The 23234-nt window shown below is 59.1% G+C and carries 23 protein-coding genes, 1 tRNA gene and 1 pseudogene; 22 read left to right on the plus strand and 3 right to left on the minus strand.

The features are described from left to right. Positions 1–9: 9 nt before the first annotated feature. Together ACLH0J_RS09635 and ACLH0J_RS09640 are read left to right on the plus strand one after the other, a co-directional pair. Positions 10–276 (plus strand): annotated as a pseudogene (locus tag ACLH0J_RS09635) (DUF3077 domain-containing protein); the annotation flags it as partial. 398 nt (positions 277–674) lie between these two features. Continuing rightward, positions 675–1880 carry a ferric reductase-like transmembrane domain-containing protein gene (locus ACLH0J_RS09640; protein ID WP_411391788.1) on the plus strand — a complete coding sequence of 402 codons (1206 nt, stop codon included), beginning with the start codon at positions 675–677 and terminating at the stop codon, positions 1878–1880. A 126-nt stretch (positions 1881–2006) separates the two neighbouring features. Here ACLH0J_RS09640 and ACLH0J_RS09645 read toward each other — a convergent pair whose 3' ends face one another. Then, entirely contained in the window at positions 2007–3173 is a 1167-nt protein-coding gene (locus tag ACLH0J_RS09645; RefSeq protein ID WP_411391789.1) for an MFS transporter, read from the minus strand. 94 nt (positions 3174–3267) lie between these two features. Here ACLH0J_RS09645 and ACLH0J_RS09650 point away from each other — a divergent pair, with 94 nt between their 5' ends. Together ACLH0J_RS09650 and ACLH0J_RS09655 are read left to right on the plus strand one after the other, a co-directional pair. After that, positions 3268–4161, plus strand: a complete 894-nt coding sequence (locus ACLH0J_RS09650; protein ID WP_411391790.1) for a LysR family transcriptional regulator — start codon at positions 3268–3270, stop codon at positions 4159–4161. A 271-nt stretch (positions 4162–4432) separates the two neighbouring features. Continuing rightward, positions 4433–6544: a TonB-dependent siderophore receptor gene (locus tag ACLH0J_RS09655; protein WP_411391791.1), complete on the plus strand. Its 2112-nt coding sequence runs from the start codon at positions 4433–4435 to the stop codon at positions 6542–6544. A 230-nt stretch (positions 6545–6774) separates the two neighbouring features. Here the strand turns inward: ACLH0J_RS09655 and ACLH0J_RS09660 are convergent. Continuing rightward, a tRNA-Leu gene (locus ACLH0J_RS09660) sits at positions 6775–6859 on the minus strand. A 108-nt stretch (positions 6860–6967) separates the two neighbouring features. On the opposite strand from ACLH0J_RS09660, the gene queA reads away from it, so the two are divergent. The 6 genes from queA (at position 6968) to ACLH0J_RS09690 (ending at position 13042) form a co-directional block, all read left to right on the plus strand. Beyond that, on the plus strand, positions 6968–8017 hold the full coding sequence (gene queA / locus ACLH0J_RS09665; protein WP_010565219.1) for a tRNA preQ1(34) S-adenosylmethionine ribosyltransferase-isomerase QueA: 1050 nt from the start codon (positions 6968–6970) through the stop codon (positions 8015–8017). Between the two features lie 5 nt (positions 8018–8022). Beyond that, positions 8023–9138, plus strand: a complete 1116-nt coding sequence (gene tgt, locus ACLH0J_RS09670) for a tRNA guanosine(34) transglycosylase Tgt (protein WP_010565220.1) — start codon at positions 8023–8025, stop codon at positions 9136–9138. A gap of 43 nt (positions 9139–9181) precedes the next feature. Further along, positions 9182–9520: a preprotein translocase subunit YajC gene (yajC, locus tag ACLH0J_RS09675; protein ID WP_003175975.1), complete on the plus strand. Its 339-nt coding sequence runs from the start codon at positions 9182–9184 to the stop codon at positions 9518–9520. Positions 9521–9582: 62 nt separating this feature from the next. Beyond that, the gene (gene secD, locus ACLH0J_RS09680) at positions 9583–11451 is read left to right on the plus strand and encodes a protein translocase subunit SecD (RefSeq protein WP_411391792.1); all 1869 of its coding nucleotides are present in this window, start codon (positions 9583–9585) and stop codon (positions 11449–11451) included. A 9-nt stretch (positions 11452–11460) separates the two neighbouring features. After that, positions 11461–12375, plus strand: a complete 915-nt coding sequence (gene secF, locus ACLH0J_RS09685; protein ID WP_411391793.1) for a protein translocase subunit SecF — start codon at positions 11461–11463, stop codon at positions 12373–12375. Between the two features lie 124 nt (positions 12376–12499). Then, positions 12500–13042, plus strand: coding sequence for a glycine zipper 2TM domain-containing protein (locus ACLH0J_RS09690; RefSeq protein ID WP_053257883.1), 543 nt, complete (start codon positions 12500–12502; stop codon positions 13040–13042). A gap of 94 nt (positions 13043–13136) precedes the next feature. On the opposite strand, the gene suhB is transcribed toward ACLH0J_RS09690, so the two are convergent. Then, positions 13137–13952 carry an inositol-phosphate phosphatase gene (gene suhB / locus ACLH0J_RS09695; RefSeq protein WP_411391794.1) on the minus strand — a complete coding sequence of 272 codons (816 nt, stop codon included), beginning with the start codon at positions 13950–13952 and terminating at the stop codon, positions 13137–13139. Positions 13953–14097: 145 nt separating this feature from the next. On the opposite strand from suhB, the gene trmJ reads away from it, so the two are divergent. The 12 genes from trmJ (at position 14098) to rlmN (ending at position 23232) form a co-directional block, all read left to right on the plus strand. Next, positions 14098–14868, plus strand: a complete 771-nt coding sequence (gene trmJ / locus ACLH0J_RS09700) for a tRNA (cytosine(32)/uridine(32)-2'-O)-methyltransferase TrmJ (protein WP_010565226.1) — start codon at positions 14098–14100, stop codon at positions 14866–14868. Between the two features lie 2 nt (positions 14869–14870). Beyond that, positions 14871–15653 carry a serine O-acetyltransferase gene (gene cysE, locus ACLH0J_RS09705; protein WP_411391795.1) on the plus strand — a complete coding sequence of 261 codons (783 nt, stop codon included), beginning with the start codon at positions 14871–14873 and terminating at the stop codon, positions 15651–15653. 286 nt (positions 15654–15939) lie between these two features. Then, entirely contained in the window at positions 15940–16431 is a 492-nt protein-coding gene (iscR, locus tag ACLH0J_RS09710; RefSeq protein WP_003194020.1) for a Fe-S cluster assembly transcriptional regulator IscR, read from the plus strand. 50 nt (positions 16432–16481) lie between these two features. Further along, positions 16482–17696, plus strand: a complete 1215-nt coding sequence (locus ACLH0J_RS09715; RefSeq protein WP_010565228.1) for an IscS subfamily cysteine desulfurase — start codon at positions 16482–16484, stop codon at positions 17694–17696. 99 nt (positions 17697–17795) lie between these two features. Then, positions 17796–18182, plus strand: a complete 387-nt coding sequence (gene iscU, locus ACLH0J_RS09720; protein WP_411391796.1) for a Fe-S cluster assembly scaffold IscU — start codon at positions 17796–17798, stop codon at positions 18180–18182. Positions 18183–18210: 28 nt separating this feature from the next. Continuing rightward, positions 18211–18534 (plus strand): iron-sulfur cluster assembly protein IscA, encoded by a 324-nt coding sequence (iscA, locus tag ACLH0J_RS09725; RefSeq protein WP_010565230.1) that lies wholly within the window; start codon positions 18211–18213, stop codon positions 18532–18534. An 8-nt stretch (positions 18535–18542) separates the two neighbouring features. Then, complete coding sequence (gene hscB, locus ACLH0J_RS09730; RefSeq protein WP_411391797.1) at positions 18543–19064, plus strand: co-chaperone HscB; 522 nt, start codon at positions 18543–18545, stop codon at positions 19062–19064. A 51-nt stretch (positions 19065–19115) separates the two neighbouring features. Further along, a complete protein-coding gene (hscA, locus tag ACLH0J_RS09735; protein WP_411391798.1) occupies positions 19116–20978 on the plus strand; it encodes a Fe-S protein assembly chaperone HscA in 1863 nt (620 codons plus the stop codon). 3 nt (positions 20979–20981) lie between these two features. After that, positions 20982–21323, plus strand: coding sequence for an ISC system 2Fe-2S type ferredoxin (gene fdx, locus ACLH0J_RS09740; RefSeq protein ID WP_411391799.1), 342 nt, complete (start codon positions 20982–20984; stop codon positions 21321–21323). 14 nt (positions 21324–21337) lie between these two features. Continuing rightward, positions 21338–21538: a Fe-S cluster assembly protein IscX gene (gene iscX, locus ACLH0J_RS09745; protein ID WP_411391800.1), complete on the plus strand. Its 201-nt coding sequence runs from the start codon at positions 21338–21340 to the stop codon at positions 21536–21538. A gap of 91 nt (positions 21539–21629) precedes the next feature. Further along, the gene (gene ndk / locus ACLH0J_RS09750) at positions 21630–22055 is read left to right on the plus strand and encodes a nucleoside-diphosphate kinase (RefSeq protein WP_017846179.1); all 426 of its coding nucleotides are present in this window, start codon (positions 21630–21632) and stop codon (positions 22053–22055) included. A gap of 28 nt (positions 22056–22083) precedes the next feature. Next, positions 22084–23232, plus strand: a complete 1149-nt coding sequence (rlmN, locus tag ACLH0J_RS09755; protein ID WP_411391801.1) for a 23S rRNA (adenine(2503)-C(2))-methyltransferase RlmN — start codon at positions 22084–22086, stop codon at positions 23230–23232. Positions 23233–23234 lie beyond the last annotated feature (2 nt).

Raw genomic sequence — 23234 nt, forward strand, 5'->3', positions numbered from 1 at the left:
GGTTTTGGTTTTTCCACCGGCGGCAAACAGCCAAATCGCCACCCTCTGTTGCGCGTGAATGCCGGCGTGCCCATCCGCGATGCGTTGGAGCATGCCTCCGAGTTGCTGCACTGCTCAAAACTGCTGGCGTTGGATGCCGCCATGGACACCCGCGCGGATCGTTATGCCTGGGCGGCGCATTATTTGGGGGAGATGGCGAAGCCGGTGGTGGATGATTTGGCGAGTGGGATGTTGGCCAATGGGGGGATGGCGGCGGGTGAAGCAGGGGGTCGTTAGTCTGGTGGTTTGAGGGCGTTGCGACTGACGCTTTCGCGGGCAAGCCAGCCCCACAAGGGGCTGTATTTCAAGTTGAGGGTGCGGTTGTCAGGGATTTTGCAGTAAGGGATACACGTTGATCCTTACTGTCCAGCAAAAAAGCAAAGAGAACGTGCTGGTTTAAGTGATCAAGAAACGCCAAGTATGGCGAGTGGTGGTGTGTACGAGGGACTTATTTGGGGCTTCGTCCTGATCATGACTGAGGTCATATGCCTATTTCAGCGTTCTGCTAAGGTCTGAGGCCCCTGAAACTTCCAAGGAAGGTGAGATTTCAGTCTTGCAACACCGAATTAGTGATTGGAGCATTCGCGTTGAAAGCGTCGCACTGCATACTCGGAATCTTGCTGATTACGACAGTAATGCTGCTGATAGATATACCTGTCGATACGTGGCTGACGTCGGCAACCCTTAGCCTGATACTCGGGACTTGCGCACTGGTTTACATGGCCGCTTCCTGCCTGCTGGCCAGTCGCTGGGGTGTGGTCGAGAGTCTTTTTGGCGGCCTGGATCGCGTCTATGAGTCACATAAATGGCTAGGCATATGGGCTCTGGTATTTGCCTCATATCATTTTGTATTCAAGGCGAATCTGGATGTCTGGAACAGCGTGCCTATCCTGGAATTGCCCAAATACTGGACGCGACTGGTACGCCAGTTGAGCTATGTCGCACTGGGTCTGATAGTGCTACTGGCGCTGAACCGCAACATTCCTTACCGCGTATGGCGATGGTGGCACAAGCTCTCCGGCCCGTTGTTCCTGATCGTGATCATGCATTGGCTCAGTTTCAAATCGCCGATCACCCTGCTCAGCCCTGCGGGTATCTGGTTGACGCTGTTCTGCGGACTGGGTGTGCTTGCCGCCCTCTACAAGCTGGTGCTCTATCCATTTGTTGCCCGTGCCGGCGAGTACCGGGTGACGGCCGTGAACAGAGAAAATGATGCACTGCATTTGACACTGGAGCCGATCCATAAAGGGTTTGACTTCAACGCTGGGCAGTTCGCGTTTCTGGCAATGCAGCAAAAGGGCCTGCGGGAGCCACACCCCTTCACGATAGCCAGCGCCAACGGTCCGAATGGGCAGATTGCGTTCATCATCAGAGGGCTGGGGGATTACACCAAAAAGCTGTGCGAGTGCGCCAAAATCGGCATGTTCGCCACGCTATATGCCCCTTACGGACGTTTTAAACGCGCCTCTCAGGCCGAGCGGGAAATCTGGATCGGCGCAGGTGTGGGCATTTCGCCGTTCATTTCCTGGTTGCAAGACCCAGACGCAAAAGACTTTGAAAAAGCGACTCTGGTCTATTGCTTCACACCCTCGCGCGCCGTCCCTCCGCCCGAGGCGCTGCAAGCCATGACCCAGATGCGTGGGGCACAATTCGTTCGTAATGTCGGTGGCATCGAACAGTTGGCCGAAACCTTGCGTCAAGCGGTGGCTCAAACCAATCCACACAAGATTCACGTCAGCTTTTGCGGCCCCAAAGGTTTACTGACAAAGGTGCAGGAACTGTTGGATATCAACCGGATCCCGAAAGCTAATCTGCACTTTGAGCTCTTCGAGTTCCGTTGAACCGGCGGGATGCAAACGACTCAACCGCCTCAGGTTTTGTTGCTTCATTTGACGGATTTACTGTGCTGATTTCATCAGTAGTCAATGTCAGGAATGGGGTGATTGCGGCCCCTCTGCACATCAAGGTCACACCACCGCAGTTGCAATCGTTCTGGAGCGCCAGACAAAAGCCAACACCATCAGCAGTCCCAGCCCCGCCATTGTCGCTCCTGCCAGTGAAATCGCCGGATAACCCAGCCCGGCATTGATCACCGCTCCACCGAGCGCCGCACCAATTGCGTTGCCGAAGTTGAACGCACCGATGTTTACCGCCGAGGCCAGATTAGGCGCGTCCTTGGCAGCCTCCATGACGCGCATCTGTAGCGGCGGCACCAGCGCGAAACTGGCGATACCCCATATCAGGATGGCAACGGCAGCCGGCAGCGGCCAACGCATCAGGACGGTGAACGCGAGCAAGACGAGAATCAGCACGCTCAGTGAAACGATCAGGGTGCGATCTATCGAGCGGTCAGCGGCCTTGCCGCCCCACATGTTGCCCAGTGTCAGCCCCACACCGAACAGCACCAGCATGGCGGTGATGTAGGGGGTGGATGCATGGGTCTCGCTGCTGAGGATCGGCGCGATGTAGGTGAAGACCGTAAACATTGCGCCCGAGCCCACTACGGTGAGGGCCAACGCGCCCAGCACCGGGCCACGGCCCAGTACCCGAATTTCGGCCAGTACACCGACGCTTTGCGGTGCCTGCAGGTTGGGCAGGGCGAACCACAACGCGGCCATGGACACCACGCCGAGGCCGGTAATACCCCAGAATGCGGTGCGCCAACCGAAGAGTTCGCCAAACCAGGCGGCCAGTGGTACACCGCCGATGGTCGCCAAGGTCAGGCCCATAAACATTGCCGCAACCGCCCCGGCACGTTTTTCCGGGGCCACCACGCTGGCGGCGACGATGGAGCCAACGCCAAAGAACGCACCGTGGTTGAGTGAAGTCACCACCCTGGCGACCATAAGGCTGTAGTAATCGGTAGCCAGGGCTGACATCAGATTACCCAGGGTGAAAATCGCCATGAGTCCGATCAGCAGATAGCGCCGGGGAATCCTGCCAGTGGTGAGCGTCATCAGCGGCGCGCCGAGCAGTACACCCAGAGCGTACGCACTGACCAACAGACCCGCGGCGGGAATGGAAACGCCGAGATCCGCAGCAATGCCCGGCAACATGCCCATGGGGGCGAACTCGGTAACGCCGATGCCAAAGGCACCAATGGCAAGTGCGACAAGTGGTGGATTGATGTGCATGGAAGGCTCCTTATCTATGCCGCCAATGCTACGATCCAGCCTTTTAAGGCGGTAGATAGCATTTCTGGCAATCACCTTTGCGTAAGGGGCACAAATGGACTTCAACGGCAGATCAGGTGAAATGGGCGTGTTCGCCACCGTGGCGCAGGAAGGCAGCCTGTCGGCCGCTGCGCGTGCATTGGGGCTGACACCCTCGGCGGTCAGTCGGATCATCGCGCGCACTGAGCAACGTCTTGGCACGCGGCTGATGTTGCGCACCACCCGAGCGATCACCTTCACCGCCGAGGGCGAGGCTTTCCTGCGCGGCGCCCGGCGCATCCTGGCCGACATAGCCGAGGTCGAAGAAGCCATCGCCGACCAGGGCGTTCCAAGAGGCCGATTGCGGGTCAGCGCCGCTCTTGGTCATGGACGGTTGGCCATCGTTCCCTTGGTGGCTGCATTCAGCGATCGTTACCCGAATATCGTCGTCGACCTCACCCTCGGCGATGAAGTGGTCGACATTCTCGGCGGTCAGGCGGACGTGGCGGTACGCTTTGGCCATCTGCCCGACAGCCCGCTGACCGCACGCAGGATCGGCGCCACCGGCCAGGTAGTGGTGGCATCGCCCGAGTACCTGCAGCGCCACGGCATCCCCCAGGAACCGGAAGACCTGCTACGGCACAATTGCCTACGTTTCAACTTCCGGCGTGCCGAGCCCAACTGGCCGTTCATCCGCGACGCAAAAGAGTTTTCCCTGAAGGTCAGCGGCAACATCGAATGCAGCAGCGGTGAAGCGCTGGCACAACTGGCGCGAGTAGGTGCCGGCATTGCACGTATCGGCAAGTTCAGCGTGAACGAGGACCTGCAGCGGGGCGACCTGATACCGCTGCTGGAAGCCTGGAACCCCGGCGACGAGGAACCGATACATGCGGTGTTCGTAGGCGGCTCGACAATGCCGGCGCGGGTGCGCTTGTTCGTGGACTTTTTGGTGGAACATCACCGGATGTAAGAGGTGGTGAGACCTGATCTTTCGGAGGGCTTGCGTGCTGTTGGCATCGCCGCTCTGGCGGTGGAAGGGTTGCCGATTCCAGAATCCCGTGTTCGACCTTGCTGTGATTGAACCGAAGGCAGTCGAAAATCCGTTCAATCCAGTCAAGGTCGTCGTCATCCGGCTTGCTACAAAGCTGATACCTGAATGAAATTGATTTTCGTTAACTCTGAATGTAACAATTGCAAATAAACATTATTTGCATTTATACCTTTCGGAGTTTTAGCCATTCATGCGCAAAATGTCCTCCTTGCCCGCGTCAGCCCTCACGTTGATCGCCTTGGGTATTCTTAACAGTGCCTTTGCGGATGACAGCACTCTGAATCTGCCTTCCACGAACATTAGCGCTACGGCCGAAGATGCACCGCCGGGTTATCAGGCCAAGCCCGACAGCAGCACCACGCGGTTGAACCTCACGGCCCAGGAAACCCCGCAAGGCGTGACCAGTATCAAGCGTGAGCAAATGGACGATTTCAAACTCAACAGTGTCCGCGATGTGCTGGACAGCACGCCGGGTGTGAACGTCCAGAAAGTAGAAACCGACCGCACCTACTTCACGGCACGGGGCTTCGATATCACCAATTTCCAGTATGACGGCGTAGGAATGCAGATGACCGGCGGGCTGCTGGTGGGCGATGTCGACATGGCTACCTACGAGCAGGTGGATATTCTGCACGGTGCCAATGGCCTGATGACAGGCAGCGGCAATCCCTCGGCAACGGTCAACTTCGTGCGCAAGCGTCCGACTTACGAGACTCAGGCCAAGATTGATCTGAGCGCTGGTTCCTGGGACAAGCGCCGGGTCGATATCGACGTGTCGGGCCCGTTGACCGAAACGGGCAATGTTCGCGGGCGATTGATTTATGCCAACGAGGTGGGTAATTCCTACCTGGATCGTTACTCCCGGGAAAAGAACATTTTCAGCGGCATGCTGGCATTCGACCTGACCGACAGCGATACCTTGACCGTTGGTTACGAAGACCAGAAAAGCAATGCCAACGGTGCCAGTTGGGGCGCGTTGCCGCTGACCGACGCCAGTGGCAAGTCGCTGCATTACAGCAGTACCAGCGCCAACATCGCCCAGCCTTGGGTGTACTGGGATGTTCACACCACTCGCGCTTTTGCGGAGTGGGAGCACGGTTTCGCCAACGACTGGAAGTCGCGCTTAACCCTCACCGCCATGGAGCACCGGGAAGATACCGAGATGTTCTACATCTACGCTGACAGCACTTCTTCCACGGGCTACACCGGCCTGGCATCCAAGTACAAGGACAAGAACCGTGAACTGGACGGTGATCTGTCTTTCAGTGGCCCCTTTTCCCTGGGCGGACGTGAACATCAGTTGACGGTGGGCGCCAACATAGCCCGCTCGCGCAACAACGAATCCTCGCTATACGGCACGTCGTCGTACTACACCTCGGTATCGTTGCAGGATGCGCTCAGTGGCTCCATTGCCAAGCCCACTACTTACGACATCGCCAACGCTGCCGATACCTCCAACTACACCGACCGGCAGAAGAGTGTGTACGCCGGGTCGCGCTTCAGCCTCACCGACGATCTGCACCTGATCACCGGGGCGCGCATGCTCAGTGCCGACAGTGATGGCGAAAACTACGGTTCAGGCCGGAATGTGCGTGTCCACGGCAAGGTTACACCTTATGCCGGCCTGGTCTACGATCTGACGCCGCAGTATTCGCTGTATGCCAGCTATACAGAGATCTTCAATCCGCAGTACTACCTGGACCCTCAGGGCAAGGTGCTCGATCCGCTGGAAGGCAAGAGCTACGAGGCCGGGATTAAAGGCCATCTGCTGGACAACAAGCTGGACGTCTCGGCTGCCGTGTTCCATACCAAGCAGGACAACGTCGCCACTTACTCCGGCTACGATGCCAGCCTGGGGGGTTACTTGTATGAGGGCATGTCCTACAAGAGCAACGGTGTAGAACTGGAAGCCTCTGGTGAGCTGGCTCCGGGCCTGCAAGTCAGTGGCGGTTACACCTACGTGTACATCACGGATGCGGATAACGACCGTGGACGCAAATTCATCCCGCGCCATGCCTTTACCTCTTCCATGAGCTACAAACTGCCGATGGCACCGAAGGTCAAGGTCGGCGGCACGGTTAAGTGGCAAAGCGAGATCCAGAACGACGATACGCCGGCCGCGAACCAGAGTGGTTACGCACTGGTGGGCCTGATGGCGCACTACGATATCGACCCACACTGGAGCACCCAGCTCAACCTCGACAACCTTACCAACCAGAAGTACCTGCAAGCTGTGCGGTATGGCCAGAGCAACTATGGCGACCCGCGTAACTTCACAGCGTCTGTCAGTTGGAAGTTCTAAGGCAGGATCGCAAAACGCACAAAAAGCCGCGCCCGGTTGCGGCTTTTTGTTGGGCGTCAATCGCGGTCGGGGGGAGATGGCGAAGGCGGGGGTGTAGTCGGTGTGGCTGCTGTGGTTATCGCGAGTTCACGCCCGCTCCCACAGGGGCTGCGGTGAACGCTGAATTCGCGCTTGCCCACTTTTCGACAGACGAAAAAAAAGACCTTGAATTTCAAGGTCTTTTTTTAAGATGGTGCCCCGAGGGAGAATCGAACTCCCACTTCTTTCGAAAACGGATTTTGAATCCGCCGCGTCTACCAATTCCGCCATCAGGGCTCAATGGCGGCGAAGTATAGAGATGAGATTACCGTTGGTCAATCACGTTTCATGGTCAATTTTGACTATTTCCGCTAGACTTCCCGGCCCTGCTAGACGAACCCCATCATGCGCGTTGCTGACTTTACTTTTGAGCTCCCTGATTCGCTGATCGCCCGCCACCCGTTGGCCGAGCGTCGCGCCAGTCGACTGCTGACCCTGGACGGGCCCAGCGGTGCCCTCGCACACCGTCAATTCACTGATTTGCTTGAGCATTTGCGCCCGGGCGATTTGATGGTGTTCAACAATACCCGGGTGATTCCGGCGCGGCTGTTTGGCCAGAAAGCTTCCGGCGGCAAGCTGGAAATTCTGGTGGAGCGGGTGCTGGATAGCCATCGCGTGCTGGCCCATGTGCGCTCCAGCAAGTCGCCGAAACCGGGGTCGACCCTGCTGATCGATGGCGGTGGCGAAGCCGAGATGGTGGCGCGGCATGATGCGTTGTTCGAGCTCAAGTTTGCCGAGGAAGTGTTGCCGCTGCTGGAGCGCGTCGGCCATATGCCGTTGCCTCCTTATATAGACCGCCCCGACGAAGACGCGGACCGCGAGCGCTATCAGACGGTGTATTCCCAGCGCCTCGGTGCCGTCGCGGCGCCGACGGCCGGGCTGCATTTCGACCAGCCGCTGCTGGATGCGATCGCCGCCAAGGGCGTCGAGAGCGCGTATGTGACCCTGCACGTGGGGGCCGGCACGTTTCAGCCGGTGCGTGTGGATAACATCGAAGACCACCATATGCACAGTGAATGGCTGGAAGTCAGCCAGGACGTCGTGGACGCGGTCAACGCGTGCAAGGCGCGCGGCGGGCGGGTGATTGCCGTGGGCACCACCAGCGTGCGTTCCCTCGAAAGCGCGGCGCGTGATGGCGTGCTCAAGCCGTTCAGTGGCGACACCGATATCTTTATTTACCCAGGCCGGCCGTTTCATGTGGTCGATGCGTTGGTGACCAACTTCCATTTGCCGGAATCCACACTGTTGATGCTGGTGTCGGCATTTGCCGGTTATCCGGAAACCATGGCTGCCTATCAGGCTGCCATCGACAATGGATACCGTTTTTTCAGCTACGGTGATGCGATGTTTATCACCCGTAATCCGGCGCCACGCGGCCCAGAGGAACAACTATGAGTCGTATGTCGTTTGAATTGCTGGCCACTGACGGCAAAGCCCGTCGCGGTCGCCTGACTTTTCCGCGCGGTACGGTAGAGACCCCGGCGTTCATGCCGGTCGGTACCTACGGCACCGTCAAAGGCATGTTGCCGCGCGATATCGTCGCCACCGGTGCCGAAATCATCCTTGGCAACACCTTCCACCTGTGGCTGCGCCCGGGCACGGAAGTGATCAAGAAGCACGGCGACCTGCATGACTTCATGAAGTGGCAAGGCCCGATCCTCACTGACTCGGGTGGTTTCCAGGTGTTCAGCCTGGGCGCCATGCGCAAGATCAAGGAGGAGGGCGTGACCTTCGCCTCGCCGGTCGACGGTTCCAAAGTGTTCATGGGCCCGGAAGAGTCGATGCAGGTCCAGCGCGACCTGGGCTCCGACATCGTGATGATTTTCGACGAATGCACGCCGTACCCGGCTGACGAAGACGTCGCGCGGGTTTCCATGGAATTGTCGCTGCGCTGGGCCCAGCGCTCGAAGAACGCCCACGGCGACAACACTGCGGCGCTGTTCGGCATCGTCCAGGGCGGCATGCATGAAAGCCTGCGCAAGCGCTCGCTGGAAGGCCTGGACAAGATCGGTTTCGACGGCCTGGCCATCGGCGGTTTGTCGGTCGGCGAGCCCAAGCACGAAATGATCAAGGTGTTGGATTACCTGCCGGGCCTGATGCCCGCTGACAAACCTCGTTACCTTATGGGCGTTGGCAAACCGGAAGATCTCGTAGAGGGTGTGCGCCGCGGTGTGGACATGTTCGATTGCGTGATGCCAACCCGCAATGCCCGCAATGGGCATCTGTTCATCGATACAGGCGTGCTGAAGATCCGAAACGCGTTCCATCGCCATGATGATTCGCCGCTGGATCCCACCTGTGACTGCTATACCTGCCAGAACTTCTCCCGTGCTTATCTGCACCATCTGGACAAGTGCGGGGAAATGCTGGGTAGCATGTTGAATACCATCCACAATTTGCGTCACTACCAAGTCCTGATGGCTGGTTTGCGCGAGGCTATTCAACAGGGTACATTGGCCGCCTTCGTCGATGCCTTCTATGCCAAGCGCGGGCTCCCTGTGCCGCCCTTGGACTGAGTTTTCCGACCCTAAGATTCACTATTTGCAACTGGAGTGCTAAATGAGCTTTTTTATCTCTAACGCCATGGCTGACGCCGCTGCGCCTGCTGCTGCCGGCCCTATGGGCGGTGGTTTCGAGTGGATTTTCCTGGTCGGCTTCCTGGTCATCTTCTACCTGATGATCTGGCGTCCACAGGCCAAGCGTGCCAAAGAGCAGAAAAACCTGCTGGGCAGTCTGCAGAAAGGTGACGAAGTTGTGACCACCGGCGGTATCGCGGGCAAGATCACCAAGGTTTCCGATGCTTTCGTGGTTCTGGAAGTCTCCGACACCGTCGAAATGAAGTTCCAGAAGGGCGCCATCGCCGCCACGCTGCCAAAAGGCACGCTCAAAGCGATCTAAGCAACAACCTTTACCAATCGACGGGGCGCGCAAGGCGCCCCGCGTTATAAGCGGGCGGCGTGATGCTGAACAAATACCCTCTGTGGAAATACGTACTGATCCTGGCGGTGCTGGCGATCGGTTTTATTTATTCCGCTCCCAATCTCTATCCTGATGACCCTGCGATCCAGATCTCTGGCGCCAGCACTTCGCTGAAGGTCAATCAGGCTGACCTGGAACGCGCGAGCAAAGCGCTGACCGATGCGGGCATCCAGGTCAAAGCGGCAACGTTGGCAGCTGATGCGAAGGGCGGTTTGTTGCGCCTGACCAAGCAAGAAGACCAATTGCCGGCCAAAGACGTCGTGCGCAAGGCCATGGGTGACGACTACGTTGTCGCGCTCAACCTGGCACAGACCACGCCAAAATGGCTGCGCAGCATTGGCGCTCACCCGATGAAGCTGGGTCTGGACTTGTCCGGTGGTGTGCACTTCCTGCTGGAAGTCGACATGGACAAAGCCCTCGACGCGCGCCTGAAAGTCTACGAAGGCGACGTGAAGAGCCTGCTGCGCAAAGAAAAGTTGCGTTATCGCAGCCTGCCGCAGCTCAACGGTGCCATCCAGCTGGGCTTCTCTGACGAAGCTTCCCGCGAACAGGCCCGCGCGCTGATCCGCAAGAACTTCAACGATTTCGACATCGTACCGGCCGACCTCAACGGTCAACCTGTACTGCGTCTGGCGATGACCCCGGCCAAGCTGGCGGAAATCCGCGAATACTCCATCAAGCAGAACTTGACCACGGTGCGTAACCGCGTCAACGAGCTGGGTGTAGCCGAGCCGATCGTTCAGCGCCAGGGCGCCAACCGCATCGTGGTTGAGCTGCCGGGCGTGCAGGACACCGCTGAAGCCAAGCGTATCCTGGGCAAGACCGCCAACCTGGAATTCCGTCTGGCCGCTGAGCCGGGCGCTTCCAAAGTCACTTCCGAGACCTTCGAGTTCCGTGAAGGCAACCGCCCTCCGGCGCAGATCGAGCGTGGCTTGATCATCACCGGCGACCAGGTGACTGACGCCAAGGCCGGCTTTGGCGAGCACGGTACCCCTGAAGTGAACATCCGCCTGGATGGTCATGGCGGCGAACTGATGAGTCGCGCCACGCGCAGCAACGTCGGTCGCAGCATGGCGGTGATCTTCATCGAGCAACGCCCGATCACCACCTACACCAAGCAAATGGTCAACGGCGTCGAGAAAGACGTGCCGGTGCAGACCTTCAAGGAAGAGAAGAAGATCATCAGCCTGGCGACCATCCAGTCGCCGCTGGGTGCTCAGTTCCGCATCACTGGCCTGAACGGCCAGGGCGAATCCTCGGAACTGGCCCTGCTGCTGCGTGCCGGTGGCCTGGCTGCGCCGATGTACTTCGCTGAAGAACGCACCATCGGCCCTAGCCTGGGTGCCGACAACATCACCAAAGGTGTCGACGCAGCCTTGTGGGGCATGCTGTTCGTGTCGCTGTTCATCATCGCCATCTACCGCTTCTTCGGCATCATTGCCACCGTGGCCCTGGCGGGCAACATGGTGATGCTGCTGGCCCTGATGTCGCTGCTGGGCGCTACGCTGACCCTGCCGGGTATCGCCGGTATCGTACTTACCATGGGTATGGCGGTGGACGCCAACGTGCTGATCTTCTCGCGGATTCGTGAAGAGATCGCCGCCGGCATGACCGTGCAGCGCGCAATCAACGAAGGCTTCGGCCGGGCATTCACCGCGATTCTCGACTCCAACCTGACCACCTTGCTGGTCGGCGGGATTCTCTTTGCCATGGGCACAGGCCCGGTCAAAGGTTTTGCGGTGACCATGTCCCTCGGTATCTTTACCTCGATGTTCACGGCCATCATGGTGACCCGCGCAATGGTCAACCTGATCTTTGGCGGACGTGACTTCAAGAAGTTGTGGATTTAAGGGGCTGCCATGTTACGTACAATCAACTTCATGGGCGTTCGCAATATTGCGTTCGGCGTCACCGTGCTCCTTACCGTTCTGGCGTTGTTCAGCTGGTTCCATAAGGGGCTGAACTACGGTCTGGACTTCACCGGCGGTACGCTCATCGAGCTGACCTACGAGAAGCCGGCCGACGTTACCCAGGTACGCGAAGAGCTGGTCAAGGCCGGCTATCACGAAGCCATCGTGCAGAGCTTTGGTGCGACCACTGATCTGCTGGTGCGCATGCCTGGCGAAGACCCGCAACTGGGTCACCAGGTGGCCGAAGCCTTGCAGAAGGTCGGCGGTGACAACCCGGCGTCGGTCAAGCGCGTCGAGTTCGTCGGGCCGCAAGTGGGTGAAGAGCTGCGCGACCAGGGCGGCCTCGGCATGCTGATGGCGCTGGTCGGCATCATGATCTACCTGGCGTTCCGCTTTCAGTGGAAGTTCGGTGTCGGCGCCATTGTCTCGCTGATTCACGACGTGGTCGTGACCGTGGGCATCCTGGCGTACTTCCAGATCACCTTCGACCTGACCGTATTGGCCGCCGTGCTGGCGATCATTGGTTACTCGCTCAACGACACCATCGTGGTATTCGACCGGGTTCGCGAGAACTTCCGTGTACTGCGCAAGGCGTCGTTGATCGAGAACATCAACATCTCCACCACCCAGACCCTGCTGCGGACCATGGCGACGTCGATCTCCACCCTGCTGGCGATCGCGGCGCTGATGATCTTCGGCGGCGACAACCTGTGGGGCTTCTCCCTGGCACTGTTCATTGGCGTTCTGGCGGGTACCTACTCGTCGATCTACATCGCCAACGTGGTGCTGATCTGGCTGAACCTCAACAGCGAAGACCTGATCCCTCCTGCGGTCACCGACAAAGAGGTCGACGACCGTCCTTGATGGGCGCTTGTTGATCTGTTGTTACAAAGAAGGCACGAGTATTGAACTCGTGCCTTTTTTGTTGCTCCAAGGCTGGGTATAGCGCGGATCGTTCGGTCCGTTTGTGATGGTCAGGAGGTTCAACGTGAACAAGTCGTTACTGGTTGGTGCGGTATTGGGTGCTGTCGGTGTGACTGCCGGGGGTGCTGTCGCCACCTACAGCCTGGTAAAAAGCGGCCCTGAGTATGCGCAAGTGCTGGCGGTGCAGCCGGTGAAAACCCAGATCAAAACCCCGCGCGAGGTCTGCAAGGACGTCGCCGTGACCCGGCAGAAGCCGGTTCAGGATCAACACCAGATCGTCGGTACGGTCGTCGGTGCGCTGGCCGGTGGCCTGTTGGGCAACCAGGTCGGTGGTGGTAATGGTAAGAAGCTGGCCACCGTGGCTGGCGCAGTCGGTGGTGGTTACGCTGGTAACAAGGTTCAGGAAGGCATGCAGAACCGCGATACCTACACCACGACCCAGACTCGCTGTAACACCGTCAACGATATCAGCGACAAGGTCGTCGGCTATGACGTGCGTTACACCCTCGATGGCAAAGAAGGTTCGGTGCGCATGGACCGTGATCCAGGCGGCCAGATCCCGGTCGATAAAGAGGGTCGCCTGATCCTCGGCCAGAACCAGCAATAACCTCACTGTAGGAGCCGGCTGGCCGGCTCCTACAGTGTCCAAATCACAGGCATAAAAAAAGCACCCCGCAGGGTGCTTTTTTGTGCTCGTTCGCTTAACGCTTCAGCGAGGCCGGCAGGTGCGGCTGGATCGCCGTCAGGACTGCCTTGAAGCATTTGGTGTTGCCGGCAACCACATGGCCTTTTTCCAGGAAGTCATGACCGCCGGTGAAGTCGCTCACCAGGCCGCCCGCCTCTTGGATCAGCAGCGCGCCCGCTGCCATGTCCCACTCGGACAGGCCCGACTCCCAGAACGCATCGAAACGACCGGCGGCAACGTAGGCCAGGTCCAGGCTCGCAGCGCCAGCGCGACGGATACCGGCAGTCTGGCCAACCAGGGCGCGGAACATGCCCAGGTAGTTGTCCAGGTTGTCCATCTGGTCGTCACGGAATGGGAAGCCGGTACCCAGCAGGGCGCCGTCCAGGCTGGTGCGGCCGCTGACGCGCAGGCGACGACCATTTAGCTGGGCGCCACGGCCACGGCTGGCGGTGAATTCTTCCTGGCGAACCGGGTCGAGCACAACGGCATGTTCCAGGCGGCCACGGTATTTGCAGGCGATGCTCACAGCGAAGTGTGGGATGCCGCGCAGGAAGTTGGTGGTGCCATCCAGTGGGTCGATGATCCACAGGTACTCTTCGCCTTCGCCGCTGCCTTTGTGCAGGCCGGTTTCTTCGCCGAGGATGCCGTGGGTAGGGTAGGCCTTGCGCAGAGCGTCGATGATTTTCTGTTCGGCGGCGCGATCCACCTCGGACACATAATCCTTGGCGTCTTTTTCGTCGACCTTGATGGTATCCAGGCGCTCGATGGAGCGGAAGATCAATTCACTGGCGCTGCGGGCGGCGCGCAGCGCGATATTCAGCATGGGCTGCATGGATGTGTCACCTAAGGTTGTTAAAGAAAGCCGAGCATTCTAGCAGAAACTTTCTTCAGGTGAAGGACGGCGTGAGCTTTCGTGGCATAACCTTAGGCTGTTCTGTAAGATTTGCTCCCCTTTCCCGTGTCCGAGAGCGCCTCCCTTGCTGCAAAACATTCGTGTCGTCTTGGTCAATACCAGTCATCCCGGGAACATCGGCGGGGTGGCGCGAGCCATGAAAAACATGGGGCTGACGCGCCTGGTGCTGGTCGAGCCGCGCCTGTTCCCGCATCACGAGGCCGATGCGCGCGCATCCGGCGCCAATGACATCCTTGAAAAAGCCCAGGTCGTCGCCACCTTGGAAGATGCGCTGGTCGGCTGCAACCTGGTGCTTGGCACCAGCGCCCGCGACCGTCGCATTCCCTGGCCGCTGCTCGACCCGCGTGAGTGCGGCACCAAAGTGGTGGAAGAGGCTGCTGGCGGTGCTGAAATCGCCCTGGTGTTCGGCCGTGAAGACTCCGGCCTGACCAATGAAGAACTGCAGCGATGTCATTATCACGTGCACATTCCATCAGACCCTGAGTTCAGCTCGCTGAACCTTGGGGCGGCGGTGCAGGTGTTGAGTTATGAAGTGCGCATGGCCTGGCTGGCCGCTGAAGGTCAGCCGAGCAAGGTAGAGAAGGATGAAGTCGCATCGACCAAAAGTGGCGAGCTGGCCACAATGGACGAGCTGGAGCGGTTCTATGAACACCTGGAGCAAACCCTGGTGGCCATTGAGTTCCTCGATCCTGAAAAACCCCGGCACTTGATGGCGCGCCTGCGTCGCCTGTACGGACGCAGCTCGGTGAGCCGAGCGGAAATGAATATATTGCGTGGCATCCTCACGGAAACCCAGAAAGCGGCCCGTGGCGAGCTCCTTAAGCGGAAGGATTAAAAATGTTCGAGCGTTTGCGAGAAGATATCCAGAGTGTTTTTCACCGTGATCCGGCGGCGCGCAATGCCTTTGAGGTGCTGACCTGCTACCCCGGTATGCATGCGATCTGGATTCATCGCCTGTCCGGCGCCTTATGGGGCATGGACTGGAAGTGGCTGGCGCGGCTGGTGTCGAACTTTGGTCGCTGGTTGACCGGCATCGAGATTCACCCGGGCGCAAAGGTAGGTCGTCGCTTCTTTATCGACCACGGCATGGGCATCGTGATCGGCGAGACGGCCGAAATCGGCGATGACGTGACCTTGTACCAGGGTGTGACTCTGGGGGGGACTAGCTGGAACAAGGGCAAGCGTCACCCGACCCTGGAAGACGGTGTAGTGGTCGGGGCGGGCGCCAAGGTGCTCGGGCCTTTTACTGTGGGGGCGGGCGCCAAAGTGGGCTCCAATGCCGTGGTGACCAAGGCTGTTCCGCCTGGTGCAACCGTGGTGGGTATCCCTGGCCGGATCATCGTCAAGCCTGGAGTGGGCGATGAGCAGGAAGCCAAGCGCAAGGCCATGGCCGAGAAGATCGGCTTCGATGCCTATGGCGTCAGCGAGGACATGCCCGACCCGGTGGCCCGAGCCATCGGCCAGTTGCTCGATCACCTGCAAGCGGTAGACGGCAAGCTGGATGGCATGTGCGGGGCGCTGAAGGAGTTGGGCAGCAGCTATTGTGCGAAAGATCTGCCTGAGCTGCGCGAAGAGGACTTTGCTGAGATCAAGGACGAGGCCGTCACCAAAGCGAGCTGACAACCTCCCCTGTAGGCGCTGGCTTGCCAGTGATAGCGGTCTGCCAGCCACTGATCAAGTCGCTGACCCACTGTCATCGCAGGCAAGTCGGCTGCTACAAGGGGGCTCCATTGGTCTTAGAAACCCTATCCTGCCGTGTTCCCGCTGTTCGTCCCTACCCCGTCCTGCTATTATTCGCGCGCCCTTTTTACGGGTAATCCTGACTAAAGTAGTGGGTCTTATAGTTGACTTAAATACTCGGGAATCGCATACTCGCTCCCATTCTGAAACACCTTGGTACTTGTCCATGAGACTGACTACAAAAGGCCGATACGCGGTAACCGCCATGCTCGACTTGGCCTTGCACGCGCAAACTGGGCCGGTGTCCCTGGCCGATATCTCCGAGCGCCAAGGCATTTCCCTGTCATACCTCGAACAACTGTTCGCCAAGTTGCGCCGCAGCAATCTGGTTTCCAGTGTGCGTGGGCCGGGTGGCGGCTATCAACTGTCCCGCGACATGCAGGGCATCCAGGTCGCCCAGGTGATCGACGCGGTCAACGAATCCGTCGATGCCACCAAGTGCCAGGGCCTGGGTGACTGCCACGCCGGCGACACCTGCCTGACGCACCACTTGTGGTGTGACTTGAGCCTGCAGATCCATGAGTTTTTGAGTGGTATCAGCTTGGCTGATCTTGTGACTCGCCGTGAGGTGCAAGAAGTAGCCCAGCGTCAGGACCAGCGCCGTTGCAACACCAAGGCGCCGCGTCTGGACAAGATTGAAGCGTCCGCCGTCGAGTGACAGCCGAAGAGCTAACGGCACGCCAGCCAGCCTGATTTAGGAGAAAGTCCATGAAATTGCCGATTTACCTTGATTACTCAGCGACCACCCCGGTTGATCCGCGTGTCGCGCAAAAGATGAGCGAGTGCCTGCTGGTTGACGGAAACTTCGGCAACCCAGCTTCCCGCTCCCACGTATTCGGCTGGAAAGCCGAGGAAGCGGTCGAGAACGCTCGCCGTCAAGTCGCGGACCTGGTTGGTGCTGACCCGCGCGAAATCGTCTGGACCTCCGGTGCTACTGAATCCGACAACCTGGCAATCAAGGGCGCCGCGCATTTCTACGCGACCAAAGGCAAGCACCTGATCACCACCAAGATCGAGCACAAGGCTGTCCTGGACACCATGCGCCAGCTGGAGCGTGAAGGGTTCGAAGTCACCTACATCGAGCCGACCACCGACGGTATCGTCACTCCGGCGATGATCGAAGCAGCGATGCGTGAAGACACCATCCTGGTTTCGGTGATCCACGTGAACAACGAAATCGGCACCATCAATGACATCGCGGCCATCGGCGAGCTGACCCGCTCCAAAGGTGTGTTGCTGCACGTCGACGCGGCTCAGTCCACCGGCAAGGTCGACATCGACCTGTCGAAGCTGAAAGTCGACCTGATGTCTTTCTCGGCGCACAAAACCTACGGCCCTAAAGGCATTGGCGCCCTATACGTGAGCCGCAAGCCTCGCGTGCGCATCGAAGCCACCATGCACGGTGGCGGTCACGAGCGCGGCATGCGTTCGGGCACCCTGGCGACCCACCAGATCGTCGGCATGGGCGAAGCGTTCCGTATCGCCAAGGAAGAGATGGCTGCCGAAAACGTGCGCATCAAGGCCTTGAGCGAGCGCTTCTACAAGCAGGTCGAAAACCTTGAAGAGCTGTACATCAACGGCAGCATGACTGCCCGCGTACCGCACAACCTGAATTTGAGCTTCAACTACGTCGAAGGCGAGTCGCTGATCATGGCGCTCAAGGATCTGGCGGTTTCGTCCGGTTCGGCCTGCACTTCGGCTTCCCTTGAGCCGTCCTACGTGTTGCGCGCCCTGGGCCGCAACGATGAACTGGCGCACAGCTCGATCCGCTTTACGTTTGGCCGTTTCACCACCGAAGAAGAAGTCGACTACGCCGCGCAGAAAGTCTGCGAAGCCGTCACCAAGCTGCGCACCTTGTCGCCGCTGTGGGACATGTACAAAGACGGCATCGACATTTCCAAGATCGAGTGGGCGGCACACTAACTATAGAAGCCGCCACCCCAGCTCTGTAGGAACGTGGCGGAAAACGCAGGCGTTTTTACAGGGTTCCAGAGCGGCCCTGATGAGTGAGGATTCAGTACCATGGCTTACAGTGAAAAGGTCATCGACCACTACGAAAACCCGCGCAACGTCGGCAAGATGGACGCGGAAGATCCTAATGTCGGCACCGGCATGGTCGGCGCTCCGGCGTGCGGCGATGTGATGCGCCTGCAGATCAAGGTCAACGAGGCGGGCGTTATCGAAGACGCCAAGTTCAAGACCTACGGCTGTGGTTCGGCCATCGCCTCGAGCTCCCTGGCGACCGAATGGATGAAAGGCAAGACCCTGGATGAGGCTGTGACGATCAGCAACACCCAGTTGGCCGAAGAACTGGCCCTGCCGCCCGTGAAAATCCACTGCTCGGTACTCGCCGAAGACGCCATCAAGGCGGCCGTTCGCGACTACAAGCAGAAGAAAGGCTTGATCTAAGCATTTGGCGACGAGTAAGGAGTCAACGATGGCTATCAGCATGACAGAAGCGGCTGCGCGGCACGTGCGACGCTCCCTGGATGGGCGCGGTAAAGGTGAGGGGATTCGTCTGGGTGTTCGCACCACGGGCTGTTCCGGCCTTGCCTATGTGCTGGAGTTCGTCGACGAGGTGGTGGCGGAAGACCAGGTGTTCGAAAGTCACGGCGAGAAAGTGATCATCGACCCTAAGAGCCTGACGTACCTCGACGGCACCGAACTCGATTTCGTCAAGGAAGGGTTGAACGAAGGCTTCAAGTTCAACAATCCCAACGTGCGCGGTGAATGTGGCTGCGGCGAAAGCTTCAACATCTGAGGCTATTCGTGGGTACTCCTTGTCATTTCGCTTTATTCGAGCTGCAGCCGAGCTTTCGACTGGACCTCGAGCAACTTGCCACGCGCTACCGTGAATTGGCGCGTGGCGTGCATCCGGACCGCTTCGCTGACGCTTCCGAGCGTGAGCAACGCCTGGCGCTGGAGCAGTCGGCCAGCCTCAACGAAGCCTATCAGACGCTCAAGAGCCCTTCGAAACGCGCGCGTTACCTGCTCGCGATGAATGGTGGCGAGTTGCCGATGGAGGTCACGGTGCACGATCCGGACTTCCTGATGCAGCAGATGCAGTGGCGCGAAGAACTCGAAGACTTGCAGGACGACGCCGATGTGGCGGGCGTCGCGGTCTTCAAGCGTCGTCTGAAAACTGCCCAGGATGAGCTCAACGATAGCTTCGCGGCCTGTTGGGATGATGCAGCGCAACGCGAGCAGGCCGAGCGCCTGATGCGACGCATGCAGTTCCTCGACAAGCTCACCTACGAAGTGCGCCAGCTAGAAGAGCGCCTCGACGATTAACCCAGTGCTGCCCGTGATGCACGCCTGATAGACAGATAAGACCTGATTACCATGGCTCTACTGCAAATCGCCGAACCCGGCCAAAGCCCCCAACCGCACCAGCGTCGCCTGGCGGTGGGGATTGACTTGGGCACCACCAATTCCCTGGTTGCTGCCTTGCGCAGCGGCCTGTCCGAGCCGCTGCCCGACGCCGATGGCCAGGTGATCCTGCCGTCCGCCGTGCGCTATCACGCCGATCGCACCGAAGTCGGTGAGTCGGCCAAGCTGGCTGCGTCTACCGATCCCCTGAACACCGTGCTGTCGGTCAAGCGCTTGATGGGTCGTGGATTATCCGACGTCAAGCAATTGGGCGACCAACTGCCGTACCGCTTTGTCGGCGGTGAGTCGCACATGCCGTTCATTGACACTGTCCAGGGCCCGAAAAGCCCAGTGGAAGTGTCGGCCGATATCCTCAAGGTGCTGCGCCAGCGTGCAGAAACCACCCTGGGCGGCGAACTGGTGGGGGCGGTGATCACCGTGCCGGCGTATTTCGACGACGCCCAGCGCCAGGCCACCAAGGACGCGGCGAAACTCGCCGGCCTGAACGTGCTGCGCCTGCTCAACGAGCCAACCGCGGCCGCCGTGGCCTATGGCCTCGACCAGCAGGCCGAAGGCCTGGTCGCGATTTACGACCTGGGTGGCGGCACCTTCGATATTTCGATCCTGCGCCTGACCGGCGGGGTCTTTGAAGTGTTGGCCACCGGCGGCGATACGGCCCTGGGCGGCGATGACTTCGACCATGCGATCGCCCGCTGGATCATCAGCAGTGCCGGTTTGTCCGACGATCTGGACCCTGGCGAGCAGCGCCATCTGCTGCAAACCGCGTGTGCCGCCAAAGAAGCCCTGACTGACGCCTCCTCTGTTGAAGTTTCCTACGGCAGTTGGTCGGCCCAACTGACCCGCGAAGCCTTTGATGCGTTGATCGAGCCGATGGTCGCCCGCAGCCTCAAAGCCTGCCGCCGCGCCGTGCGTGATTCCGGTATCGAACTGGAAGACGTCGCCGCCGTGGTCATGGTCGGCGGTTCCACCCGTGTGCCGCGCGTTCGCGAGGCCGTGGCCGAAGCGTTCGGTCGCCAGCCGCTGACTGAAATCGACCCGGATCAAGTGGTGGCCATTGGTGCCGCGATCCAGGCCGATACCCTGGCCGGCAACAAGCGCGATGGTGGCGAACTGCTGTTGCTCGACGTGATCCCGCTATCCCTGGGGCTGGAAACCATGGGTGGCCTGATGGAGAAGGTGATTCCACGCAACACCACCATCCCCGTCGCCCGCGCCCAGGACTTCACCACTTACAAGGATGGCCAGACGGCCATGATGATTCACGTGCTGCAAGGTGAGCGTGAACTGATCAGCGATTGCCGCTCCCTGGCACGTTTTGAATTGCGCGGCATTCCGGCCATGGTTGCCGGTGCGGCGAAGATTCGCGTGACCTTCCAAGTGGATGCCGACGGCCTGCTCAGTGTGGCGGCGCGTGAACTGGCGTCTGGCGTTGAAGCCAGCATCCAGGTCAAGCCGTCCTATGGCCTGACCGACGGCGAAATCGCCAAGATGCTCAAGGACTCGTTCCAATACGCCGGTGACGATAAAGTGGCCCGCGTGCTGCGTGAGCAGCAAGTGGATGCCCAGCGTCTGCTCGAAGCGGTGCAGGGCGCCCTTGAAGTTGACGGCGAGCGTCTGCTGGACGCTGAAGAGCGCATGGTCATCGACCTGCAGATGCAGGAATTGGCCGAACTGATGAAGGGCAGCGATGGTTATGCCATCGAGCAGCAGACCAAGCGCTTGTCGCAGGTCACTGATGCCTTTGCCGCTCGCCGCATGGATCAGACGGTGAAAGCCGCACTGGCCGGGCGCAACCTGAATGAAATCGAGGAATAATTAATGCCGCAGGTCATTTTTCTGCCACACGCCGAGCACTGCCCGGACGGTATGGTCGTGGAGGCTGAGACCGGCAAGTCCATCCTCGAAGTTGCCCATGACAACCACATCGAGATCGAAAGCGCCTGCGGCGGTGTTTGCGCCTGCACCACTTGCCACTGCATCATTCGCGAGGGTTTCGACTCGCTGGAAGAGGCGGATGACCTGGAAGAAGACTTCCTGGATCGCGCATGGGGCCTGGAAGCGCATTCGCGCCTAAGCTGTCAGGCAAAGGTCGGGACTGAAGACATTACCGTCGAAATTCCGAAATATTCGCTCAACCATGCGGCCGAAGCGCCGCATTGATTCAAGGAAGTGTCATGAGTCTTAAATGGGTTGATGTGCAAGAGATCGCTATCCTGTTAGCCGACGGCAACCCGGATCTGAATCCCTATTCCCTGAATTTTGTCGCTTTGCGTGACATGGTCATGGCTTTGCCCGGGTTTGACGATGAGCCGGATCGCGTCAGCGAAAAGGTTCTGGAAGCTATTCAGACGGCCTGGAAAGAAGAACAGGACTGACGCCTCCCTTACGCAGTTAGGCAATACCCAATAACCCGCGTATAATTCGCGGGTTTAATTTTTCGTAAATTACCGTTTCTGGAGTTACACCATGGCCGTTCAACGTACTTTCTCCATCATCAAGCCTGACGCTGTTGCAAAAAACGTCATCGGCGAGATCACCACTCGTTTCGAAAAAGCCGGCCTGAAGGTTGTAGCTTCGAAACTCAAGCAACTGTCCAAGGCTGAAGCTGAAGGCTTCTACGCTGAGCACAGCGCTCGTGGCTTCTTCGGCGACCTGGTTGCTTTCATGATCTCCGGTCCTGTTGTCGTTCAGGTGCTGGAAGGCGAAAACGCTATCGCTCTGAACCGTGAGCTGATGGGCGCTACCAACCCTAAAGAAGCGGCTGCCGGCACCATCCGTGCTGACTTCGCTGATTCCATCGATGCCAACGCTGTACACGGTTCGGACTCCGAAGCCGCTGCTGCTCGCGAAATCTCGTACTTCTTCGCCGCTACTGAAGTAACCACTCGCTAAGCGTTGGCTTGAGAGTGAAGGTGAATCCATGACTACATCGACTGTAAAAACCAACCTGCTGGGTCTGACTCAACAGGAAATGGAAAAATTCTTCGACTCAATCGGGGAGAAGCGTTTCCGTGCCGGTCAGGTAATGAAGTGGATTCACCACTTTGGCGTCGACGATTTCGACGCCATGACGAACGTCAGCAAAGCCCTGCGCGACAAGCTCAAGGCCATTGCTGAGGTGCGTGGTCCCGAGGTTGTCAGCGAGGACATCTCCAGCGACGGCACCCGTAAGTGGGTGGTGCGCGTGGCGTCCGGCAGTTGCGTCGAGACCGTCTACATTCCCCAGGGCAAACGTGGCACTTTGTGCGTTTCGTCCCAGGCAGGCTGTGCCCTGGACTGCAGTTTCTGCTCCACCGGCAAGCAAGGCTTCAATAGCAACCTCACCGCCGCCGAAGTCATCGGCCAGGTGTGGATTGCCAACAAATCCTTTGGCAGCGTCCCGGCGACCGTCGACCGTGCCATCACCAACGTGGTGATGATGGGCATGGGTGAGCCGCTGCTGAACTTCGATAACGTCATCGCCGCCATGCACCTGATGATGGACGATCTGGGCTACGGCATCTCCAAGCGCCGTGTGACCCTGTCGACCTCCGGCGTGGTGCCGATGATCGATGAGCTGTCCAAGCACATCGACGTCTCTCTGGCGTTGTCGCTGCACGCACCCAATGACGCATTGCGTAACCAATTGGTGCCGATCAACAAGAAGTATCCGCTTAAGATGCTGCTCGAATCTTGCCAGCGCTACATGTCGTCCCTGGGCGAAAAGCGCGTGCTGACCATCGAGTACACCTTGCTCAAGGACATCAACGACAAGGTCGAACACGCGGTCGAGATGATCGAGCTGCTCAAGCACATCCCGTGCAAGATCAACCTGATTCCGTTCAACCCGTTTCCCCATTCTGGCTACGAGCGGCCGAGCAACAACGCCATCCGCCGTTTCCAGGATCAACTGCACCATGCCGGTTTCAATGTCACCGTACGCACCACCCGTGGTGAAGACATCGACGCCGCTTGTGGCCAATTGGTAGGACAGGTGCTGGATCGCACCCGTCGCAGCGAGCGTTATATCGCCGTGCGCGAATTGAGCGCCACCGACGATATGCCGCAAAGCGCTGTGAATCGAACCTGAGA

The organism is Pseudomonas sp. MPB23, from assembly GCF_046605395.1.
Lineage (GTDB): Bacteria > Pseudomonadota > Gammaproteobacteria > Pseudomonadales > Pseudomonadaceae > Aquipseudomonas.

Excerpts from the sequence above, each read along its gene's own strand:
- hscA (WP_411391798.1), top strand. The coding sequence starts at position 19,116 with ATGGCTCTACTGCAAATCGCCGAACCCGGCCAAAGCCCCCAACCGCAC.
- rlmN (WP_411391801.1), top strand. The coding sequence starts at position 22,084 with ATGACTACATCGACTGTAAAAACCAACCTGCTGGGTCTGACTCAACAG.
- iscR (WP_003194020.1), top strand. The coding sequence starts at position 15,940 with ATGAGACTGACTACAAAAGGCCGATACGCGGTAACCGCCATGCTCGAC.
- ACLH0J_RS09650 (WP_411391790.1), top strand. The coding sequence starts at position 3,268 with ATGGACTTCAACGGCAGATCAGGTGAAATGGGCGTGTTCGCCACCGTG.
- cysE (WP_411391795.1), top strand. The coding sequence starts at position 14,871 with ATGTTCGAGCGTTTGCGAGAAGATATCCAGAGTGTTTTTCACCGTGAT.
- iscA (WP_010565230.1), top strand. The coding sequence starts at position 18,211 with ATGGCTATCAGCATGACAGAAGCGGCTGCGCGGCACGTGCGACGCTCC.
- iscU (WP_411391796.1), top strand. The coding sequence starts at position 17,796 with ATGGCTTACAGTGAAAAGGTCATCGACCACTACGAAAACCCGCGCAAC.
- ndk (WP_017846179.1), top strand. The coding sequence starts at position 21,630 with ATGGCCGTTCAACGTACTTTCTCCATCATCAAGCCTGACGCTGTTGCA.
- suhB (WP_411391794.1), bottom strand. The coding sequence starts at position 13,952 with ATGCAGCCCATGCTGAATATCGCGCTGCGCGCCGCCCGCAGCGCCAGT.
- secD (WP_411391792.1), top strand. The coding sequence starts at position 9,583 with ATGCTGAACAAATACCCTCTGTGGAAATACGTACTGATCCTGGCGGTG.
- queA (WP_010565219.1), top strand. The coding sequence starts at position 6,968 with ATGCGCGTTGCTGACTTTACTTTTGAGCTCCCTGATTCGCTGATCGCC.
- iscX (WP_411391800.1), top strand. The coding sequence starts at position 21,338 with ATGAGTCTTAAATGGGTTGATGTGCAAGAGATCGCTATCCTGTTAGCC.
- ACLH0J_RS09645 (WP_411391789.1), bottom strand. The coding sequence starts at position 3,173 with ATGCACATCAATCCACCACTTGTCGCACTTGCCATTGGTGCCTTTGGC.
- ACLH0J_RS09715 (WP_010565228.1), top strand. The coding sequence starts at position 16,482 with ATGAAATTGCCGATTTACCTTGATTACTCAGCGACCACCCCGGTTGAT.
- ACLH0J_RS09640 (WP_411391788.1), top strand. The coding sequence starts at position 675 with ATGCTGCTGATAGATATACCTGTCGATACGTGGCTGACGTCGGCAACC.
- tgt (WP_010565220.1), top strand. The coding sequence starts at position 8,023 with ATGTCGTTTGAATTGCTGGCCACTGACGGCAAAGCCCGTCGCGGTCGC.
- ACLH0J_RS09655 (WP_411391791.1), top strand. The coding sequence starts at position 4,433 with ATGCGCAAAATGTCCTCCTTGCCCGCGTCAGCCCTCACGTTGATCGCC.
- yajC (WP_003175975.1), top strand. The coding sequence starts at position 9,182 with ATGAGCTTTTTTATCTCTAACGCCATGGCTGACGCCGCTGCGCCTGCT.
- secF (WP_411391793.1), top strand. The coding sequence starts at position 11,461 with ATGTTACGTACAATCAACTTCATGGGCGTTCGCAATATTGCGTTCGGC.
- fdx (WP_411391799.1), top strand. The coding sequence starts at position 20,982 with ATGCCGCAGGTCATTTTTCTGCCACACGCCGAGCACTGCCCGGACGGT.